The sequence below is a fragment of the Exiguobacterium aurantiacum genome, assembly GCF_024362205.1.
Taxonomy (GTDB): Bacteria; Bacillota; Bacilli; order Exiguobacteriales; family Exiguobacteriaceae; genus Exiguobacterium; species Exiguobacterium aurantiacum_B.
On sequence record NZ_CP101462.1, the window covers coordinates 2124498 to 2138741 of the forward strand.

15 protein-coding genes are annotated in these 14244 nt (G+C 54.1%); 2 read left to right on the forward strand and 13 right to left on the reverse strand.

Translation table 11 applies throughout. From position 1 onward, the window contains the following. Positions 1-17 precede the first annotated feature (17 nt). The 11 genes from tig to NMQ00_RS11055 all read right to left on the reverse strand — a co-directional run bounded on the left by tig (position 18) and on the right by NMQ00_RS11055 (position 9587). Positions 18-1310 carry a trigger factor gene (gene tig, locus NMQ00_RS11005; RefSeq protein WP_034776805.1) on the reverse strand — a complete coding sequence of 431 codons (1293 nt, stop codon included), beginning with the start codon at positions 1308-1310 and terminating at the stop codon, positions 18-20. Between the two features lie 88 nt (positions 1311-1398). Further along, entirely contained in the window at positions 1399-2304 is a 906-nt protein-coding gene (locus NMQ00_RS11010) for a hypothetical protein (protein ID WP_214797120.1), read from the reverse strand. 541 nt (positions 2305-2845) lie between these two features. Beyond that, complete coding sequence (locus NMQ00_RS11015; protein ID WP_034776800.1) at positions 2846-3358, reverse strand: metallophosphoesterase family protein; 513 nt, start codon at positions 3356-3358, stop codon at positions 2846-2848. Positions 3359-3363: 5 nt separating this feature from the next. After that, entirely contained in the window at positions 3364-3954 is a 591-nt protein-coding gene (locus NMQ00_RS11020) for an XTP/dITP diphosphatase (protein ID WP_034776799.1), read from the reverse strand. Then, positions 3951-4700, reverse strand: coding sequence for a ribonuclease PH (gene rph / locus NMQ00_RS11025; protein ID WP_255176723.1), 750 nt, complete (start codon positions 4698-4700; stop codon positions 3951-3953). Before rph ends, NMQ00_RS11020 begins: the two co-directional genes overlap by 4 nt. Next, positions 4693-5499 carry a glutamate racemase gene (gene racE / locus NMQ00_RS11030; protein WP_138859767.1) on the reverse strand — a complete coding sequence of 269 codons (807 nt, stop codon included), beginning with the start codon at positions 5497-5499 and terminating at the stop codon, positions 4693-4695. The genes rph and racE overlap by 8 nt, the downstream gene beginning before the upstream one ends. Positions 5500-5615: 116 nt before the next feature. Beyond that, a complete protein-coding gene (locus tag NMQ00_RS11035) occupies positions 5616-5879 on the reverse strand; it encodes a phosphocarrier protein HPr (protein WP_021066838.1) in 264 nt (87 codons plus the stop codon). Positions 5880-5949: 70 nt separating this feature from the next. Beyond that, entirely contained in the window at positions 5950-6390 is a 441-nt protein-coding gene (locus NMQ00_RS11040) for an acyl-CoA thioesterase (protein WP_255176724.1), read from the reverse strand. An 8-nt stretch (positions 6391-6398) separates the two neighbouring features. Next, on the reverse strand, positions 6399-7187 hold the full coding sequence (gene sdhB / locus NMQ00_RS11045; RefSeq protein WP_200881496.1) for a succinate dehydrogenase iron-sulfur subunit: 789 nt from the start codon (positions 7185-7187) through the stop codon (positions 6399-6401). Positions 7188-7195: 8 nt separating this feature from the next. Beyond that, positions 7196-8953, reverse strand: a complete 1758-nt coding sequence (gene sdhA / locus NMQ00_RS11050) for a succinate dehydrogenase flavoprotein subunit (protein WP_214752503.1) — start codon at positions 8951-8953, stop codon at positions 7196-7198. Between the two features lie 16 nt (positions 8954-8969). Beyond that, positions 8970-9587 (reverse strand): succinate dehydrogenase cytochrome b558 subunit, encoded by a 618-nt coding sequence (locus tag NMQ00_RS11055; protein WP_215190307.1) that lies wholly within the window; start codon positions 9585-9587, stop codon positions 8970-8972. Positions 9588-9810: 223 nt separating this feature from the next. Between NMQ00_RS11055 and NMQ00_RS11060 the strand changes: the two genes are divergently transcribed. After that, the gene (locus tag NMQ00_RS11060; RefSeq protein ID WP_255176725.1) at positions 9811-10203 is read left to right on the forward strand and encodes a YslB family protein; all 393 of its coding nucleotides are present in this window, start codon (positions 9811-9813) and stop codon (positions 10201-10203) included. 32 nt (positions 10204-10235) lie between these two features. Here the strand turns inward: NMQ00_RS11060 and NMQ00_RS11065 are convergent, their stop codons facing one another. Then, complete coding sequence (locus NMQ00_RS11065; RefSeq protein ID WP_255176726.1) at positions 10236-11021, reverse strand: aminoglycoside adenylyltransferase domain-containing protein; 786 nt, start codon at positions 11019-11021, stop codon at positions 10236-10238. Then, on the reverse strand, positions 11018-12802 hold the full coding sequence (gene uvrC, locus NMQ00_RS11070; protein ID WP_255176727.1) for an excinuclease ABC subunit UvrC: 1785 nt from the start codon (positions 12800-12802) through the stop codon (positions 11018-11020). Before uvrC ends, NMQ00_RS11065 begins: the two co-directional genes overlap by 4 nt. Positions 12803-12874: 72 nt before the next feature. Between uvrC and NMQ00_RS11075 the strand changes: the two genes are divergently transcribed. Continuing rightward, complete coding sequence (locus NMQ00_RS11075) at positions 12875-14188, forward strand: dihydrolipoyl dehydrogenase family protein (protein WP_255176728.1); 1314 nt, start codon at positions 12875-12877, stop codon at positions 14186-14188. Positions 14189-14244: the final 56 nt, after the last annotated feature.

Sequence of the window (14244 nt, forward strand, 5' to 3'; positions counted from 1 at the left end):
GTCCTTCTGTCATCCGATTACTTCGCTTTCCCGTTTTCAACGAGAACGTCGATCGCTTTACGGAATTTGAGGTCACCTTTAAGTGTCTCGATTCCGCCTTGTGGCGCGAGCATTGTACGGAGTTGATCCGGTGCGATGTTGTAAAGTTTAGACATTTCTTCGAGTTCTTTCTCAGCATCTTCGTCAGACACTTCGATCGCTTCTTTCTCAGCGATTGCTTTCAAGACGAGACGAGCTTTAACGCGCTCTTCAGCTTGCTCTTTCATCTCTTCGCGCATCGCTTCTTCAGAAGTACCAGTGAGTTCGAAGTACATGTTGAGGTCGATTCCTTGTGAAGAAACACGTGTGCCGAACTCTTGAACCATGCGGTCTACTTCTTGGTCAACGAGTACTGCAGGTACGTCGATTGTTGCGTTAGCTGTTGCTTGCTCGACGAGTTGGTCGCGCATTGTGCCTTCCGCTTCTTGTTTCTTCGCAGTTTCTAAGCGCTCACGGATTTTCGCTTTCAACTCGTCGAGTGATGAAACTGACTCGTCGATGTCTTTTGCGAACTCGTCGTCGAGCTCAGGAACTTGCTTCGCTTTGACTTCGTGAAGTTTGACTTTGAATGTCGCTGGTTTACCCGCCAAGTTGTCAGCGTGGTACTCTTCAGGGAATGTTACTTCAACGTCTTTTTCTTCGCCAGCCGTCATGCCAACCATTTGCTCTTCGAATCCAGGGATGAATTGGCCTGAACCGATTTCGAGTGTGTAGTTTTCAGCCGTGCCACCTTCGAATTGCTCTCCGTCAGCGAAACCTGCGAAATCAAAGACAGCTGTATCGCCGTTTTCGATTGCGCCTTCTTTGACAGCAAGCTCTGCGCCTTGCTGTTGAAGCGCGTCAAGTTCAGCTGTAACTTCTTCGTCAGTGACTGTTGTTTCAACAGCTTCGTACTCGAGACCTTTGTATTCGCCAAGCTCAGCTTCTGGCTCAACAACGAACGTTACTTTGAACGTTACAGGTTGGCCTTTTTCGAGCGTGCCGTCTACATCGATGTTTTCGAGAGCGATTGGTTCGAAACCAGCTTCTTCGACCGCACCTTGAACTGTGTCACGGTAGAGGATATCGAGCGCATCTTGATAGAGTGCTTCTTCTCCGTACATTTTGTTGAACATTGGGCGTGGCAATTTCCCTTTACGGAAGCCAGGCACGTTCAAAGTTTTGACGACATCTTTGAATGCGGCGTCAACTGCTTTATCAAAAGCTTCTGCAGGTGCTTCGTACGTGAGTACGCCTTGGCTACCTGATGTTTTTTCCCATTTTGCTGTCATGCTAAGTCCCTCCAACAATTCGTTTATACGTACAAAAATGTACAACAATCCGTATTATAGCATAAATCCGGCGACTGCACACAAGGATTTAGTCTAGAAACGCCTCGGTGAAACGCATGTCCGCCTCAAGAATTTCGGCGGCGAGGCCGTCCGTTTCCTCATGTTGCAGGATGGCCGTTTTCGCTTGAGCAATCGCTGTCTCCACGGCAGACGCTTCCTCAGGCGTGAACGGGTAGTGCGTATACATGTAGTTCATGAGCAGCTGCGTCGCGATCTCGTCACCATATACCGCTCGCTGCAACCCGTTGACCATCGTCTCCCACGCTTCCGTGTGGATTTTCGCTTCGTCATGCGTCAATCGGTGCCGCGTCCCGAGGTCAGTCCATTCGATGACCGGCAGCTCGTCGAACGCCTTTTGGAGCACGATCAACTTCATCAACTTCGGCCGTTCCGCGACGAGAAGCTCTTTCAAAACGTTGTCGAGGACGTCATCGATATTGAAATGAACGTGTTCGAGCGTCTCGATTTGTTCGCCGATCCCGCCCCGGTTAAGGATTCGCTTCACTTTGGCGATTGCGGCCGGGAACTCGGTCAACTTCAACACTTGGAGCACTTGATGTGCTTGCGTGTTGACATGATCGGTCTTTTCTTGCCACTCGAGATACAGGTTGATCCAATGGGCCGCCTCGAACGGTTGGTCACGCATGATGTAATACTGGGCGATTTGAAGCCCGCCGGCTGCAGGTTCTTCTGCCACCGTCATCTGTGTCGTGACGAGCTCTTCGAGTTTCTCGAGCGTCTCCGGTTCTTCCGGTCGTTCCATCAGACATTGGAATATTTCCATGAAAATAAATGGATCGCCGGGCACTGCCTCGTACCAATCCCACAGAATCGGTTCGACCCGTTGCCGTTCCCCGGCCGCGTCTGCCTCTTGAATCATCTTCTGAAGCCGCGACCAGTTCCCTGGAAACGGGTACGCTTGCTCTTTTGCCATCTCCCCACACCCTTTCCATTCATCTCCATCTTCCTTTAGGAATCGATTCGTTGTCAATCAATACCCCGAAAAACGAAAAAAGAGACAACCTCCGTGGAGGCTATCTCTATTTTAAATGGAAGTGTCCCAAGAGGGATTCGAACCCCCGACCGACGCCTTAGCTTACCACCATGGCTTTCGCCACCAACGTGTGTTGTTTGTAGTCTGGACTATATCTTCACCATTTCAGGTGCGACACGTGTAGTCTCTACGGAACCTCACGAGCAAACTGCTCCTTCAATGGCTCTACCTCTAAAGGATGACCTTTAGTCCTTCGAACCACCTTGTCCCCGAAAGGAAATAAGTTTCCTCGGTATTACCATCAGCATCATCTGTTAAGGCTTCACCGATATAGTGTCGTCCACTCTATAGGTTTCTGTTTCCCTATAAAGGCTCCTATTTGTCTTGAAGGGCGTTGCTCTATCCAGCTGAGCTATTGGGACATTGACAAGAAAACTATAATAGAAAAATGGTTTGCTGTCAATTCCTTCTTTTCATTCCGTCACAGCTTTCCGCTCACATCGAGATCTTCGACGGCCGAACCGTCCTCTGACCGATAAAAGCGGACCGTTGCCTGTCCGTTCTCGAGATCCATCAGTACATACGTCTTGTCACTCCGTCCACGCGGCATGCGAATCGAACCCGGGTTCACGTAAAGCACCCCGTCCTCAATCACAGCTCCGGCGACGTGCGAGTGGCCGAACAAGACGACATTCGCCCCGACCTCTTCAGCCCGGTAACGCAACCGGTTCAAGTCGTACTTCACGTCGTGATGATGGCCGTGGACGATGAGAATCGTCCCTTCAGCCGTCTCCTCGATTCGCTCGAGCGGGAGGTCGCCGCCGAAGTCGCAATTACCGCGCACCGTACGATACGGGAGCAGATGTTCATCGACGAGCGCGAGCTGGGAATCCCCACAATGGAACGCGTCATCGATTTCTTGTTCGTGCCGGTTGAAGATGATCGATAGTTCTTCTGTCAATCCGTGACTGTCACTGACTACGAGAAAACGCATACAGGTCACCCCTCCATAAACGGAATAATTTCTGCCTCTAACTTTCGTAGTGCTTGACCGCGGTGACTGACCGCCGCCTTTTCGTCGCGTTCAAGTTCTGCTGCCGTCTTGTGAAGTGACGGAACAATGAAGAGCGGGTCGTAACCGAAACCGTTCTCCCCATGAGGCGCGTAGCCGATTGTCCCTTCGATCGTGCCACGTACCGTCAATGTCTCCCCTGTTGGTTTGGCGAGACAAAGGGCACAGATGAAACGAGCCGTTCGGTCGGTCGCTCCGTTCAACTTCTCGAGAAGAAGCGCGTTGTTCGCTTCATCCGACTTCTCCGGCCCGGCGAAACGAGCCGAATGGACACCGGGTGCCCCGTCGAGCGCATCGACTTCGAGTCCAGAGTCATCTGCGAGGACGGCGTGGCCGAAATAGCGGGCCGCCTCCGTCGCCTTCAACTCGGCGTTCGCTTCAAACGTCGTCCCAGTCTCGTCCGTCTCTGGTGCGTCCGGATAATCTAGAAGTGATTCGACTTCAAATCCGAGCGGCGTGAGCATTCCTTCGATTTCTGCGACTTTTCCTTTATTGCGTGTTGCGACGATCAGTTTCATGTTGTTTCCTCCAATTGTTCCCCGACATACCACCACGAGGCACCGAGCGCGTCTTCGGCCGCTTTGAACAGCGTCTCGATTCCGCTTTGGGCCATGTGGAGCATCTCGTTCATCTCGAGCAACGTGAACGTCGCTTCTTCCCCTGTCCCTTGCACTTCGACGAAACGTCCGCTCGCCGTCATGACGACGTTCATGTCGACCTCGGCCGCGGCATCTTCTTCGTAGTTCAAGTCGAGGAGCAATTCGTCGGTCCGTCCGACCGAGATGGCAGCGACGCCTTCTTTGATCGGCGTGTCGTCGAGCTTGCCTTGACGGATGAGCGCGTCGACCGCGAGGACGAGCGCGCAGAAGCCGCCTGTGATCGAGGCCGTGCGGGTGCCCCCGTCGGCTTGGATGACGTCACAGTCGATCCAAATCGTCCGTTCACCGAGCCGTTCCAAATCGACGACCGAACGGAGCGACCGCGAAATCAACCGTTGAATCTCCATCGTCCGGCCCGACTGTTTGCCGCGGACCGATTCGCGGACCGTGCGGTTGCCGGTCGCACGCGGAAGCATGGCATACTCGGCGTTGATCCAGCCTTGCTTCTTGCCGCGCAAGAAGTTCGGGACACGCTCTTCGACGGTGGCCGTGCAGATGACTTTCGTGTCCCCGATCGAGATGAGGACCGACCCTTCCGCATGTTTATTCACATGGGGAACGATCTCGACGGGCCGGAGCTCGTCATGTTGTCTTTCTTTACGCATCGACACCGGACACCTCTACTTTCTCCGCTCTCACGGGTTGACCGAGCCATTCTGTCGCCAAACGGTCAAAGATGACGACATCCCCGGTCGCATAAAACTGGTGCACCGGGACCGTATCCAAATCGTTCTCGAGCTCTTTAAAGTCAAGGATGGCCGCTACTTCGAGCGCCGTCTCGTCACCGGACGAGATCAAATGGACGTCGGGTCCGACGACGTCTTGAATGACCGGTGCGAGCAGCGGATAGTGCGTACAGCCGAGGATGAGCGTGTCCATCTCGGAAGACTGAAGCGGACGAATCGTCTCAGCGACGATGTCGCGGACGCGCTCTCCATCGAGTTCGCCGGCTTCGACGAGCGGGACGAACGGCGGACAGGCGAGCGAATATACATCGATCTCGCCGGCCACGTGTCGGAGCGCCGTCTCGTATGAGTTGCTTTCAATCGTCATCTTCGTTCCGATGACGCCGATATGTTTATTGCGCGTTCCTTTGACGGCCGCCCGTGCCCCCGGGTCGATGACACCGATGACCGGGATATTGAGGCGTTTGCGCGCTTCTTTCAAGACGACCGCTGTCGCCGTGTTGCAGGCGATGACGATCATCTTCACGTTCTTACTTAACAGGAACTCGATCAGTTCCCACGTATAGGCTTCAATCTCATCGTGCGGGCGCGGGCCATACGGGCACCGTTCCGTGTCGCCGATATAAATTATTTCTTCTTTCGGTAGTTGGCGCATCAGTTCTTTGACCACGGTCAAGCCGCCAACTCCTGAATCGAGTACTCCAATCGCTCGTTTCATGATCATCACTTCCATTCCCATCTATCTTACCAAAAAAGCCGATTCTGAAAAAGAAACGGTCTCGTGACAAACAAAAAAGACGAGGTAGCCGATTGGCCGCCTCGTCCGTCGCTCAATTACTGAGCAAGACCTTCGCTTGTGAGCATGTCAGAAAGCGTGTTAACCGCTTCTTCTGCATCGTCACCAGCTGCAGTGATTTTGATTGTAGAATCTTTTGCGATTCCGAGTGAAAGTACACCCATGATCGACTTGAGGTTTACTGTCTTACCGTTGTACTCAAGGTTGATATCTGATTGGAATTTAGAAGCTGTGTTTACCAACTGTGTAGCTGGACGAGCGTGAATTCCTGAATCTGCAACGACTGTGAACGTTTTTTCCATGACGTGAGGTCTCCCTTCAAATTTCAATTCTACAGGCGAACCCGCAGAATAATTGTTTGTGAACTCATTATCAAATGATAGCGGATTCGCAAAAATTCTGCAAGCGATTTTTATATTCTGAAGTCCATTCGGTCGGACGACCGGATTTCGACAAGTGCACGAGGCTCGTACGCCCCGCGAACATGAGCTGGTCTCCATCATATGCCCCGTAATGAATATCACATGAAGTGTTTCCGACCGTCAAGACATTGGCATACACCACAATCGATTGCCGCGGCATCACTTGGCGAACGTAGTCGCACTGGGCGTCTGCCACGACGACAAATCCATCTTTTAACGAAAAACCTGTCGCTTCAAGCAACTCGATCCGCGCGTCCTCGAAATAGATGAACGGAATTGTGTTATTCATGTGACCGTACGGGTCGCACTCCGAGAATCGGACTTTGACGTCTAGCGCGACCCCTGCTCTGACACGTGTTTCCCAATCGGCTTCCCGGAAGTACTTCGTCATCCGTAGCCTTACGCCTCGACCGCAGAACCGGTGCGGCCTTTGTCGCTACCGAAGAACGATTTGAACGAGTGAAGCGTCGTCTGACGGTTCATCGCGGCGATTGATGTCGTGAGTGGAATACCTTTCGGACAAACTTCGACACAGTTTTGTGCGTTTCCGCACTGTGCGAGGCCGCCGTCTTCCATGAGCGCTTCCAAACGGTCTTCCGCGTGGAAGGCGCCAGTCGGATGCGAGTTGAAGAGACGGACTTGCGAGATCGCGGCCGGTCCGATGAAGCTCGATTTGTCATTGACGTTCGGGCACGCCTCGAGGCAGACACCGCACGTCATACATTTCGATAGTTCATACGCCCATTGTCGCTTGTTCTCTGGCATCCGCGGCCCTGGTCCAAGGTCGTATGTCCCGTCGATCGGGACCCATGCCTTCACTTTTTTCAACGCGTCGAACATGCGCTGACGGTCGACTTGAAGGTCACGGATGACCGGGAACGTTTTCATCGGAGCAAGGCGGATCGGCTGTTCGAGCTTGTCGACGAGCGCCGTACACGATTGGCGCGGCTTGCCGTTGATGATCATCGAGCAGGCACCGCACACTTCCTCGAGACAGTTCATATCCCAGTTGATCGGTGTCGTCTTGTCCCCGTTCGCATTGACCGGGTTTCGGCGGATTTCCATCAACGCCGAGATGACGTTCATGTTCGGGCGGTACGGGACGGTGAACTCTTCCGTATAAGCGGCTTGGTCCGGTCCGTCCTGGCGTTCAATGATAAAACGAATATCTTTTTGTTCAGATTGCATCGGCGTCGTCATTTCGTCTTCGCCCCTTTCTTCGAGTAATCCCGTTTGCGTGGCGGGATTAACGAAACGTCGATCTCTTCATACGAGATATCGACTTCCCCTGCGTTGTAGCGTGCCATCGTCGTCTTCATGAACTTGTCGTCATCACGTTCCGGGAAGTCCGGTTTGTAATGAGCGCCACGGCTCTCGTCGCGTTTCAAAGCGCCAAGCGTGATGACGCGCGCGAGGTCGAGCATGTGGTCGAGTTGTCGGATGAACGATGCCCCTTGGTTGCTCCAGCGAGCCGTGTCGGTCGCGGAGATGTTATTAAAGCGTTCACGAAGCTCACGGAGTTTGAGGTCCGTCGCCTCGAGCTTGTCGTTGTAACGAACGACCGTGACGTTGTCGGTCATGAGTTCGCCGAGCTCGCGGTGGATTTGATACGCGTTTTCCGTACCGTCCATCGCGAGGATGTCGTTGAACCGCTCGATTTCTTCACGTTCGTTGAAGTTGAAGAGCGCTTCTGGCACGCTCTCCGTCGCCTGGTCGAGACCGCGCATATAGTGAACGGCTGCCGGACCGGCTTCCATCCCGCCGTATACGGCCGAGAGGAGCGAGTTGGCCCCGAGACGGTTCGCACCGTGCATCGAGTAATCGCATTCACCAGCTGCGAACAAGCCTGGGATGTTCGTCATCTGATCGTAGTCGACCCATAGTCCGCCCATCGAATAGTGGACCGCCGGGAAGATCTTCATCGGGACTTTTCGTGGATCGTCGCCGACAAACTTCTCGTAGATTTCAAGAATGCCGCCGAGCTTGATGTCGAGTTCTTTCGAATCTTTATGCGAAAGATCGAGGTACACCATGTTCTCGCCGTTGACGCCGAGCTTTTGGTTGACGCAGACGTCGAAAATCTCACGTGTCGCGATGTCACGCGGCACGAGGTTTCCGTAGTCCGGATACTTCTCTTCAAGGAAGTACCATGGCTTACCGTCTTTATACGTCCAAACGCGTCCGCCTTCACCGCGTGCCGACTCACTCATGAGGCGAAGCTTGTCGTCCCCTGGGATTGCCGTCGGGTGGATTTGGATGAACTCGCCGTTCGCGTAGACCGCACCTTGACGGTATACCGCTCCAGCCGCTTGGCCGGTATTGATAACCGAGTTCGTCGATTTACCGAAGATGACACCTGGGCCGCCTGTCGCAAGGATGACCGCATCCGATGGGAACGCTTTAATTTCCATCGAGCGTAAATCCTGACAGACCGCACCACGGCAGACGCCTGCTTCGTCGATGATGGCCCGGAGGAATTCCCAGCCTTCATATTTCTCGACGAGACCTTGCGCCTCGAAGCGACGGACCTGCTCGTCTAGCGCGTATAAGAGCTGTTGCCCCGTCGTCGCACCGGCGTAAGCCGTCCGATGATAGAGCGTGCCCCCGAAGCGGCGGAAGTCGAGCAGACCTTCCGGAGTCCGGTTGAACATGACACCCATCCGGTCGAACATGTGGATGATTTTAGGTGCCGCTTCCGCCATCTTCTGGACTGGCAGTTGGTTGGCAAGGAAGTCCCCGCCGTACACCGTGTCATCGAAGTGTTGCCAAGTAGAATCCCCTTCGCCTTTCGTGTTGACGGCTCCGTTGATGCCGCCTTGTGCACAAACTGAATGTGAACGCTTGACCGGTACAAGCGAGAATAGTTTTACCGGAACACCCATCTCAGCCGACTTGATTGTCGCCATGAGTCCAGCCAGACCGCCACCGATGACGATCAAACTTTGATTTGCCATGAACTTTTCCCCCTAATTACAAGATGCCCGCGAACGTCAAGATAGAACGGATGCCGACAAAAGATAGTGCCAAGAAGACGACGCCTGAGACGTAGCTCATGAAGCGCTGTGAACGAGGCGACTGTGTGATCCCCCACGTGATGGCAAACGACCAGAGACCGTTCGCGAAGTGGAACGTAGCCGAGAGAATCCCGACTATGTAGAAGATGAGCATGAGCGGATTATCGACGATGTTTTGCATCATCTCCGCGTTCACTTCGACGCCACGCAACTTCGCCAAGCGCGTTTCCCAAACGTGCCATGCGATGAAGATGACGAGGAAGACGCCCGTGAAGCGTTGGATCATATACATCCAGTTGCGGGCGTACGAGTAACGGTTCGTGTTAATCGAACCGAGGAACGCGTAATACACGCCATACACCCCGTGGAAAATCATCGGCAAAGCGATGACCGTCACTTCAAGGAAGTATAAGTACGGTAAGCTCTCCATAAATTTTGCTGCCTTGTTGAACGACTCCACCCCATCGACGATATAGTAGTTGACCGACAAGTGAACGATCAAAAACAGGCCGATTGGGATGACCCCAAGTAGCGAATGGACTTTACGACTGAAATAGTCACGACGCGCTGCCATTCTAGTTCCCCCTTTGTACGAGCCCTTGGCTCGTTTTGTAAATAAAAGCGTTTTCAAATGTAAATATAGCTTTCTGTCTCCTATTCTACTCTTGTGAAATTTGTATGACAAGACAACCCGACCGATTTGTACCACATTCTTTTGCAAAATACCCGGTGACCAAAAGGCGATTCGTCGTTATAATGGTATAGAGAGAATGGAGTGATGGAAGAAGATGGAAACGATGAGCCAACCCACTTTCGCGCTTGAACTGCTTCGCGATTATGTGTTGACGGATTTGCTCGGGGACGACTACGGCCAAGTCATCTATTGGTCAGGTAAACGGGTCGCCCGCAGGTTCCCGGTCATGCCGGACAACGAACTGAGCGCCTTTTTTGCCGAAGCCGGCTGGGGAGAATTGACGTTGTTGAAAGAAAAAGGAAATAAGTTCGTGTACGAACTTATCCCCCCTCCCGCGACCCAAGAAAAAGCTACCGGCTATCACCAGCTCGAGGCTGGTTTCTTAGCCGAACAGATTGCCGGTCGTTTCCAATGCGTCGCCGAAGGTTACGCCGACGTGGCGCGCCAGTCCGTCCAAATCACTGTCCAACTAGACCGGAAAGATACGTACGAATGACGAAGAGCCGATGCGACCGCATCGGCTCTTTCTTATATGTGTTGAAGATTGGTCCGGGCGAAGTCTCGGAAGACATCTAATTCATCCTCTTTGAAGCTCACATCATTTCCCGCGTAACCCGCTGCCGCTTTTTCGATCGTCGGCAACACATCTTTTGAGAAGCCTTTCGCTTTTGACCACTCAAACGCCTCCTGTTTCGATAAAACCAGGTCGTCGAAACAATACGCCAGGACGCGCGTCAAATTGAGCACACTATCCATCGGCGTATCGTGGATTGACTCGAGACAATCTCGCGCGTCAAACAGGATGGCATCTCGATAGTCTGTTTCATTGAAGCCGACGATTACGTCCTTGAGCAGACGACCGTAGAGCACGATGCCTCGCTCGCTAGTAATTTTTATATGGGCGGCCAAGTCAGGATCGGTCATCCCGGCTTGTATGGTCGCTATTTCCCCCGCTTTAAGCGCCGACTCGAAACGCGAACGCCAACCCTCGCTGTAGTGAAAATCAAATGGACTCGGGTGCCTCCAAGCTGTCAGGTCACCCACTGTGAGGACACTCAACTCAATCGGATAGGGCTCGTTCGATGACTCAAGACAGAGACGTGTCAGGCCCACCTTTGTTTCAGGCGTTAGCGGACGACTCGTGACAATCAGAAAATCAAGGTCGCTATGGTCCGGATGAAACCCTCCCATCGCGGCCGACCCATGCAAATAGAGGTGCTCAAGCGATGGGATCACACCGTCGACCCGCTCGATGAACGCCTCGACGACCGGACGGATGATGGCAGGCATCTCGGAGGATGCACCGCGACTCATTCGTCCGTCTCCTCATGGACGTATTGGATAACGGTCTCGGCCAGCTTCTCGGGCAGTCCCGCTTCTTTCAGCTGTTCGAGCGAGGCGAGTCGAATCTGTTTCATCGACCCGAAATGGCGGATCAACTGTTGACGCCGCTTTGGTCCGACGCCCGGGATGTCGTCAAGCACCGACTTCGTCATCTTCTTCGTTCGCAAACTACGGTGGAACGTGATGGCGAACCGGTGGACCTCGTCTTGCATACGTTGGAGCAAATAGAACGCGCTCGAGCGCGAGTTCAGTTCGATGACGCTGCCGCCTTCCCCGAACAACAGTTGGCTCGTCCGGTGACGGTCATCTTTTTTCAATGAGCCGACAGGCAAGTCGAGCCCGAACTCGTTCTGGAGGACGTCGAGGGCGGCGTTCAATTGCCCGATCCCGCCATCAATCAACAGCAGGTCCGGCAGACGCTTCTCTTCCGTCAACAGGCGACGGAACCGACGCCGGACGACTTCACGCATCGTCTCATAGTCGTCAGGCCCTTGGACGGTCCGAATCTTGTATTTCCGGTATTCCTTCTTGAGCGGCTTCCCATCCTCGAAGACGACGAGTGCCGAGACGGCGTCCGCCCCTTGGATGTTGGCGTTATCGATGATGTCGACGCGCGACAAGTTCGGGATGCCGATCGCCTCGCCGAGCTCACGCATGGCGAGAAGCGTCCGCTCTTCGTCACGGGCTAGCAACTCGAACTTCTCGTTCAAGGCGATGCTGGCGTTTTTCGTCGCCAAATCGAGCAGTTGCCGCTTCGCCCCACGTTTCGGTTGCATCACTTTCGTCCCGATCGCCTCGTTCAACAAATCGATCCGGACGATCTCAGGGACGAGCACTTCCTTCGGCAACACGTTCTGCTCGTAGAATTGGACGATGAAACTCTCGAGCTCCTCGGACGGTTCGCCGTGGAGAGGGAACAGCGACACGTCGCGCTCGATCATCTTGCCGCCCCGCATATAGAACACTTGGACGCACATCCAGCCTCGGTCGAGCGTATAGCCGAAGACGTCGCGCGCCGTCGGATCGGCCGTGATCATGTTCTGTTTGTTCATGATTGACTCGACGGCCCGGATTTGGTCACGGAGCTCAGCAGCACGTTCGAACTGCATGTCTTCGGCCGCTCGTCCCATGTCCACTTGGAGCTTGGCGAGCGTCTCACTCGTCTCCCCGTTCAGGAAGCGACGAATCTCTTGGACGATCTCTTTTTGCTCGTCCGTGTCGATGGCGAGCTCGCACGGTCCGAGGCACTGCCCGATGTGGTAATACAGACAGAGTTTGCGCGGCATCGGTTGGCACTTCCGGAGCGGGTACAGTTTATCGAGCAACCGCTTCGTCTCGTTGGCGGCGTAGGCGTTCGGATACGGGCCGAAATAGAAGCCGCCGTCCCGCTTCAGCTTCCGCGTCGTGAGCAGTCTCGGGTACGGTTCGTTCGTGATTTTGATGTACGGGTATGACTTGTCGTCTTTGAGACGGATGTTGTATTTCGGGTCATGCTTTTTGATGAGCGTCATCTCAAGCAGGAGTGCCTCGAGCTCGCTCGCCGTGACGATATATTCGAAGTCGCGAATCTCGGCGACGAGCCGCATCGTCTTGATGTCATGCGCCCCGGTGAAATAAGACCGGACCCGGTTCTTCAGATTTTTCGCTTTCCCGACATAGATGATCTCGCCGTACTCGTTCTTATGCAAGTAACAGCCAGGCTCGTCCGGGAGGAGCGCCAATTTATGTTTAATGTGGTCAGAATGACTCAAATTCAATCACCTCAGTTTAGGTTCCTTCCAGACGGGAAAAAATTGATGAAGTCTCAGAGGGAGGGTTTAGTTATGAAACGGTACGATGTCATCATCATCGGCAGCGGTTCGGCCGCGAGCCAAGCCGCTAACGTATTATGCGACGCCGGTAAACAAATTGCCATCGTCGAGAACTGGACGTTCGGCGGGACGTGCCCGCAGCGTGGATGTGACCCGAAAAAGATGCTCGCGGAAGGAGCAGAGCTCATCGCCCGTGCGGAACGGATGAAACCGCTCGGCGTTCACGGTGAGCTCTCGCTCGATTGGCACGCCTTTAAACGGCGCATCGACGAGTATCGTTTCGCCGTCCCGACGACGAAAATGCATCATTGGAAAGAGCACGACATCGACTTGTTCGAGGGGGAACCCCATTTCATCGACGAGGATTCGATTGTCATCGAGGGGCATGAGATCTCGGCGCATCAGTTTTTGATCGCGTCAGGCCTCATCCCACGGCCGCTCGATATTCCGGGTGATGACGCGGCCATCACGAGCGACGACGTCTTCGAACTCGAAGACTTACCGAAACACGTCAGCATCATCGGGGCCGGCTATATCGCCTTCGAGTTCGCCCATATCCTCCGCCGTTTCGGGTGTGAGGTGACCCTCCTCATCCGGTCGCGGGCGCTCAAGGCCTTCGACCGAAAAGTCGTCAAACGGCTCGTCGATGAGACGATTCGAATCGGGATCGATGTCCGCTACGGGATTGAGCCGGTCCGGATCGACGGGGACGTGCTGACGTTATCAGATGACTCTACCCTTGTAGGGCTCGTGCTTAACGCCACCGGGCGGATTCCGAGCATCGAACGACTCCGCCTGGATGCGGGCGGCATCGAGTCCGACCACGGCGGTGTCCTCGTCAATGAGTACTTGCAGACGACGAACCCGAATGTCTATGCCGCCGGAGACGTCGCCAAGAGCCGCAATCCGGCCCTTACCCCGTTCGCCGGCCAGGAAGGGCGCATCGCCGCTCTCAATCTACTGCGAAACAACACCCGTCCGTTGCCCGAGCGCCCTGCCCCGACCGTCGTCTTCACGACACCCCCGATCGCCAAGGTCGGGCTCACGGTCGATGAGGCGAAAGCACGGGACATCGACTACGAGTGTAAAGACAACGACTTGTCCCATTTCTTGACGTATGAGCGCATCAACGACACGACGGCCTTCTCCCGTATCTTACTCAGCAAGGACGGGCACGTGCTCGGCGCCCACTTGATCGGACAACACGCGCCGGAATTGATCAACTTGTTCTCGTTCATTATACAAAACAATATCACCCATCAACACGTCAAACACTTGGAGTTCGCCTATCCGACGTCCGCGTCCGACCTCAGCTATTTGATTTAGAAAATCGACCGCTATTTGGTGTATGGTTCCCAGGCTAACTAAAAAATGAAAGCTAG

Excerpts from the sequence above, each read along its gene's own strand:
- sdhA (WP_214752503.1), bottom strand. The coding sequence starts at position 8,953 with ATGGCAAATCAAAGTTTGATCGTCATCGGTGGCGGTCTGGCTGGACTC.
- tig (WP_034776805.1), bottom strand. The coding sequence starts at position 1,310 with ATGACAGCAAAATGGGAAAAAACATCAGGTAGCCAAGGCGTACTCACG.
- NMQ00_RS11055 (WP_215190307.1), bottom strand. The coding sequence starts at position 9,587 with ATGGCAGCGCGTCGTGACTATTTCAGTCGTAAAGTCCATTCGCTACTT.
- NMQ00_RS11015 (WP_034776800.1), bottom strand. The coding sequence starts at position 3,358 with ATGCGTTTTCTCGTAGTCAGTGACAGTCACGGATTGACAGAAGAACTA.
- NMQ00_RS11060 (WP_255176725.1), top strand. The coding sequence starts at position 9,811 with ATGAGCCAACCCACTTTCGCGCTTGAACTGCTTCGCGATTATGTGTTG.
- NMQ00_RS11065 (WP_255176726.1), bottom strand. The coding sequence starts at position 11,021 with ATGAGTCGCGGTGCATCCTCCGAGATGCCTGCCATCATCCGTCCGGTC.
- NMQ00_RS11040 (WP_255176724.1), bottom strand. The coding sequence starts at position 6,390 with ATGACGAAGTACTTCCGGGAAGCCGATTGGGAAACACGTGTCAGAGCA.
- NMQ00_RS11075 (WP_255176728.1), top strand. The coding sequence starts at position 12,875 with ATGAAACGGTACGATGTCATCATCATCGGCAGCGGTTCGGCCGCGAGC.
- NMQ00_RS11035 (WP_021066838.1), bottom strand. The coding sequence starts at position 5,879 with ATGGAAAAAACGTTCACAGTCGTTGCAGATTCAGGAATTCACGCTCGT.
- racE (WP_138859767.1), bottom strand. The coding sequence starts at position 5,499 with ATGAAACGAGCGATTGGAGTACTCGATTCAGGAGTTGGCGGCTTGACC.
- NMQ00_RS11010 (WP_214797120.1), bottom strand. The coding sequence starts at position 2,304 with ATGGCAAAAGAGCAAGCGTACCCGTTTCCAGGGAACTGGTCGCGGCTT.
- NMQ00_RS11020 (WP_034776799.1), bottom strand. The coding sequence starts at position 3,954 with ATGAAACTGATCGTCGCAACACGCAATAAAGGAAAAGTCGCAGAAATC.
- rph (WP_255176723.1), bottom strand. The coding sequence starts at position 4,700 with ATGCGTAAAGAAAGACAACATGACGAGCTCCGGCCCGTCGAGATCGTT.
- sdhB (WP_200881496.1), bottom strand. The coding sequence starts at position 7,187 with ATGCAATCTGAACAAAAAGATATTCGTTTTATCATTGAACGCCAGGAC.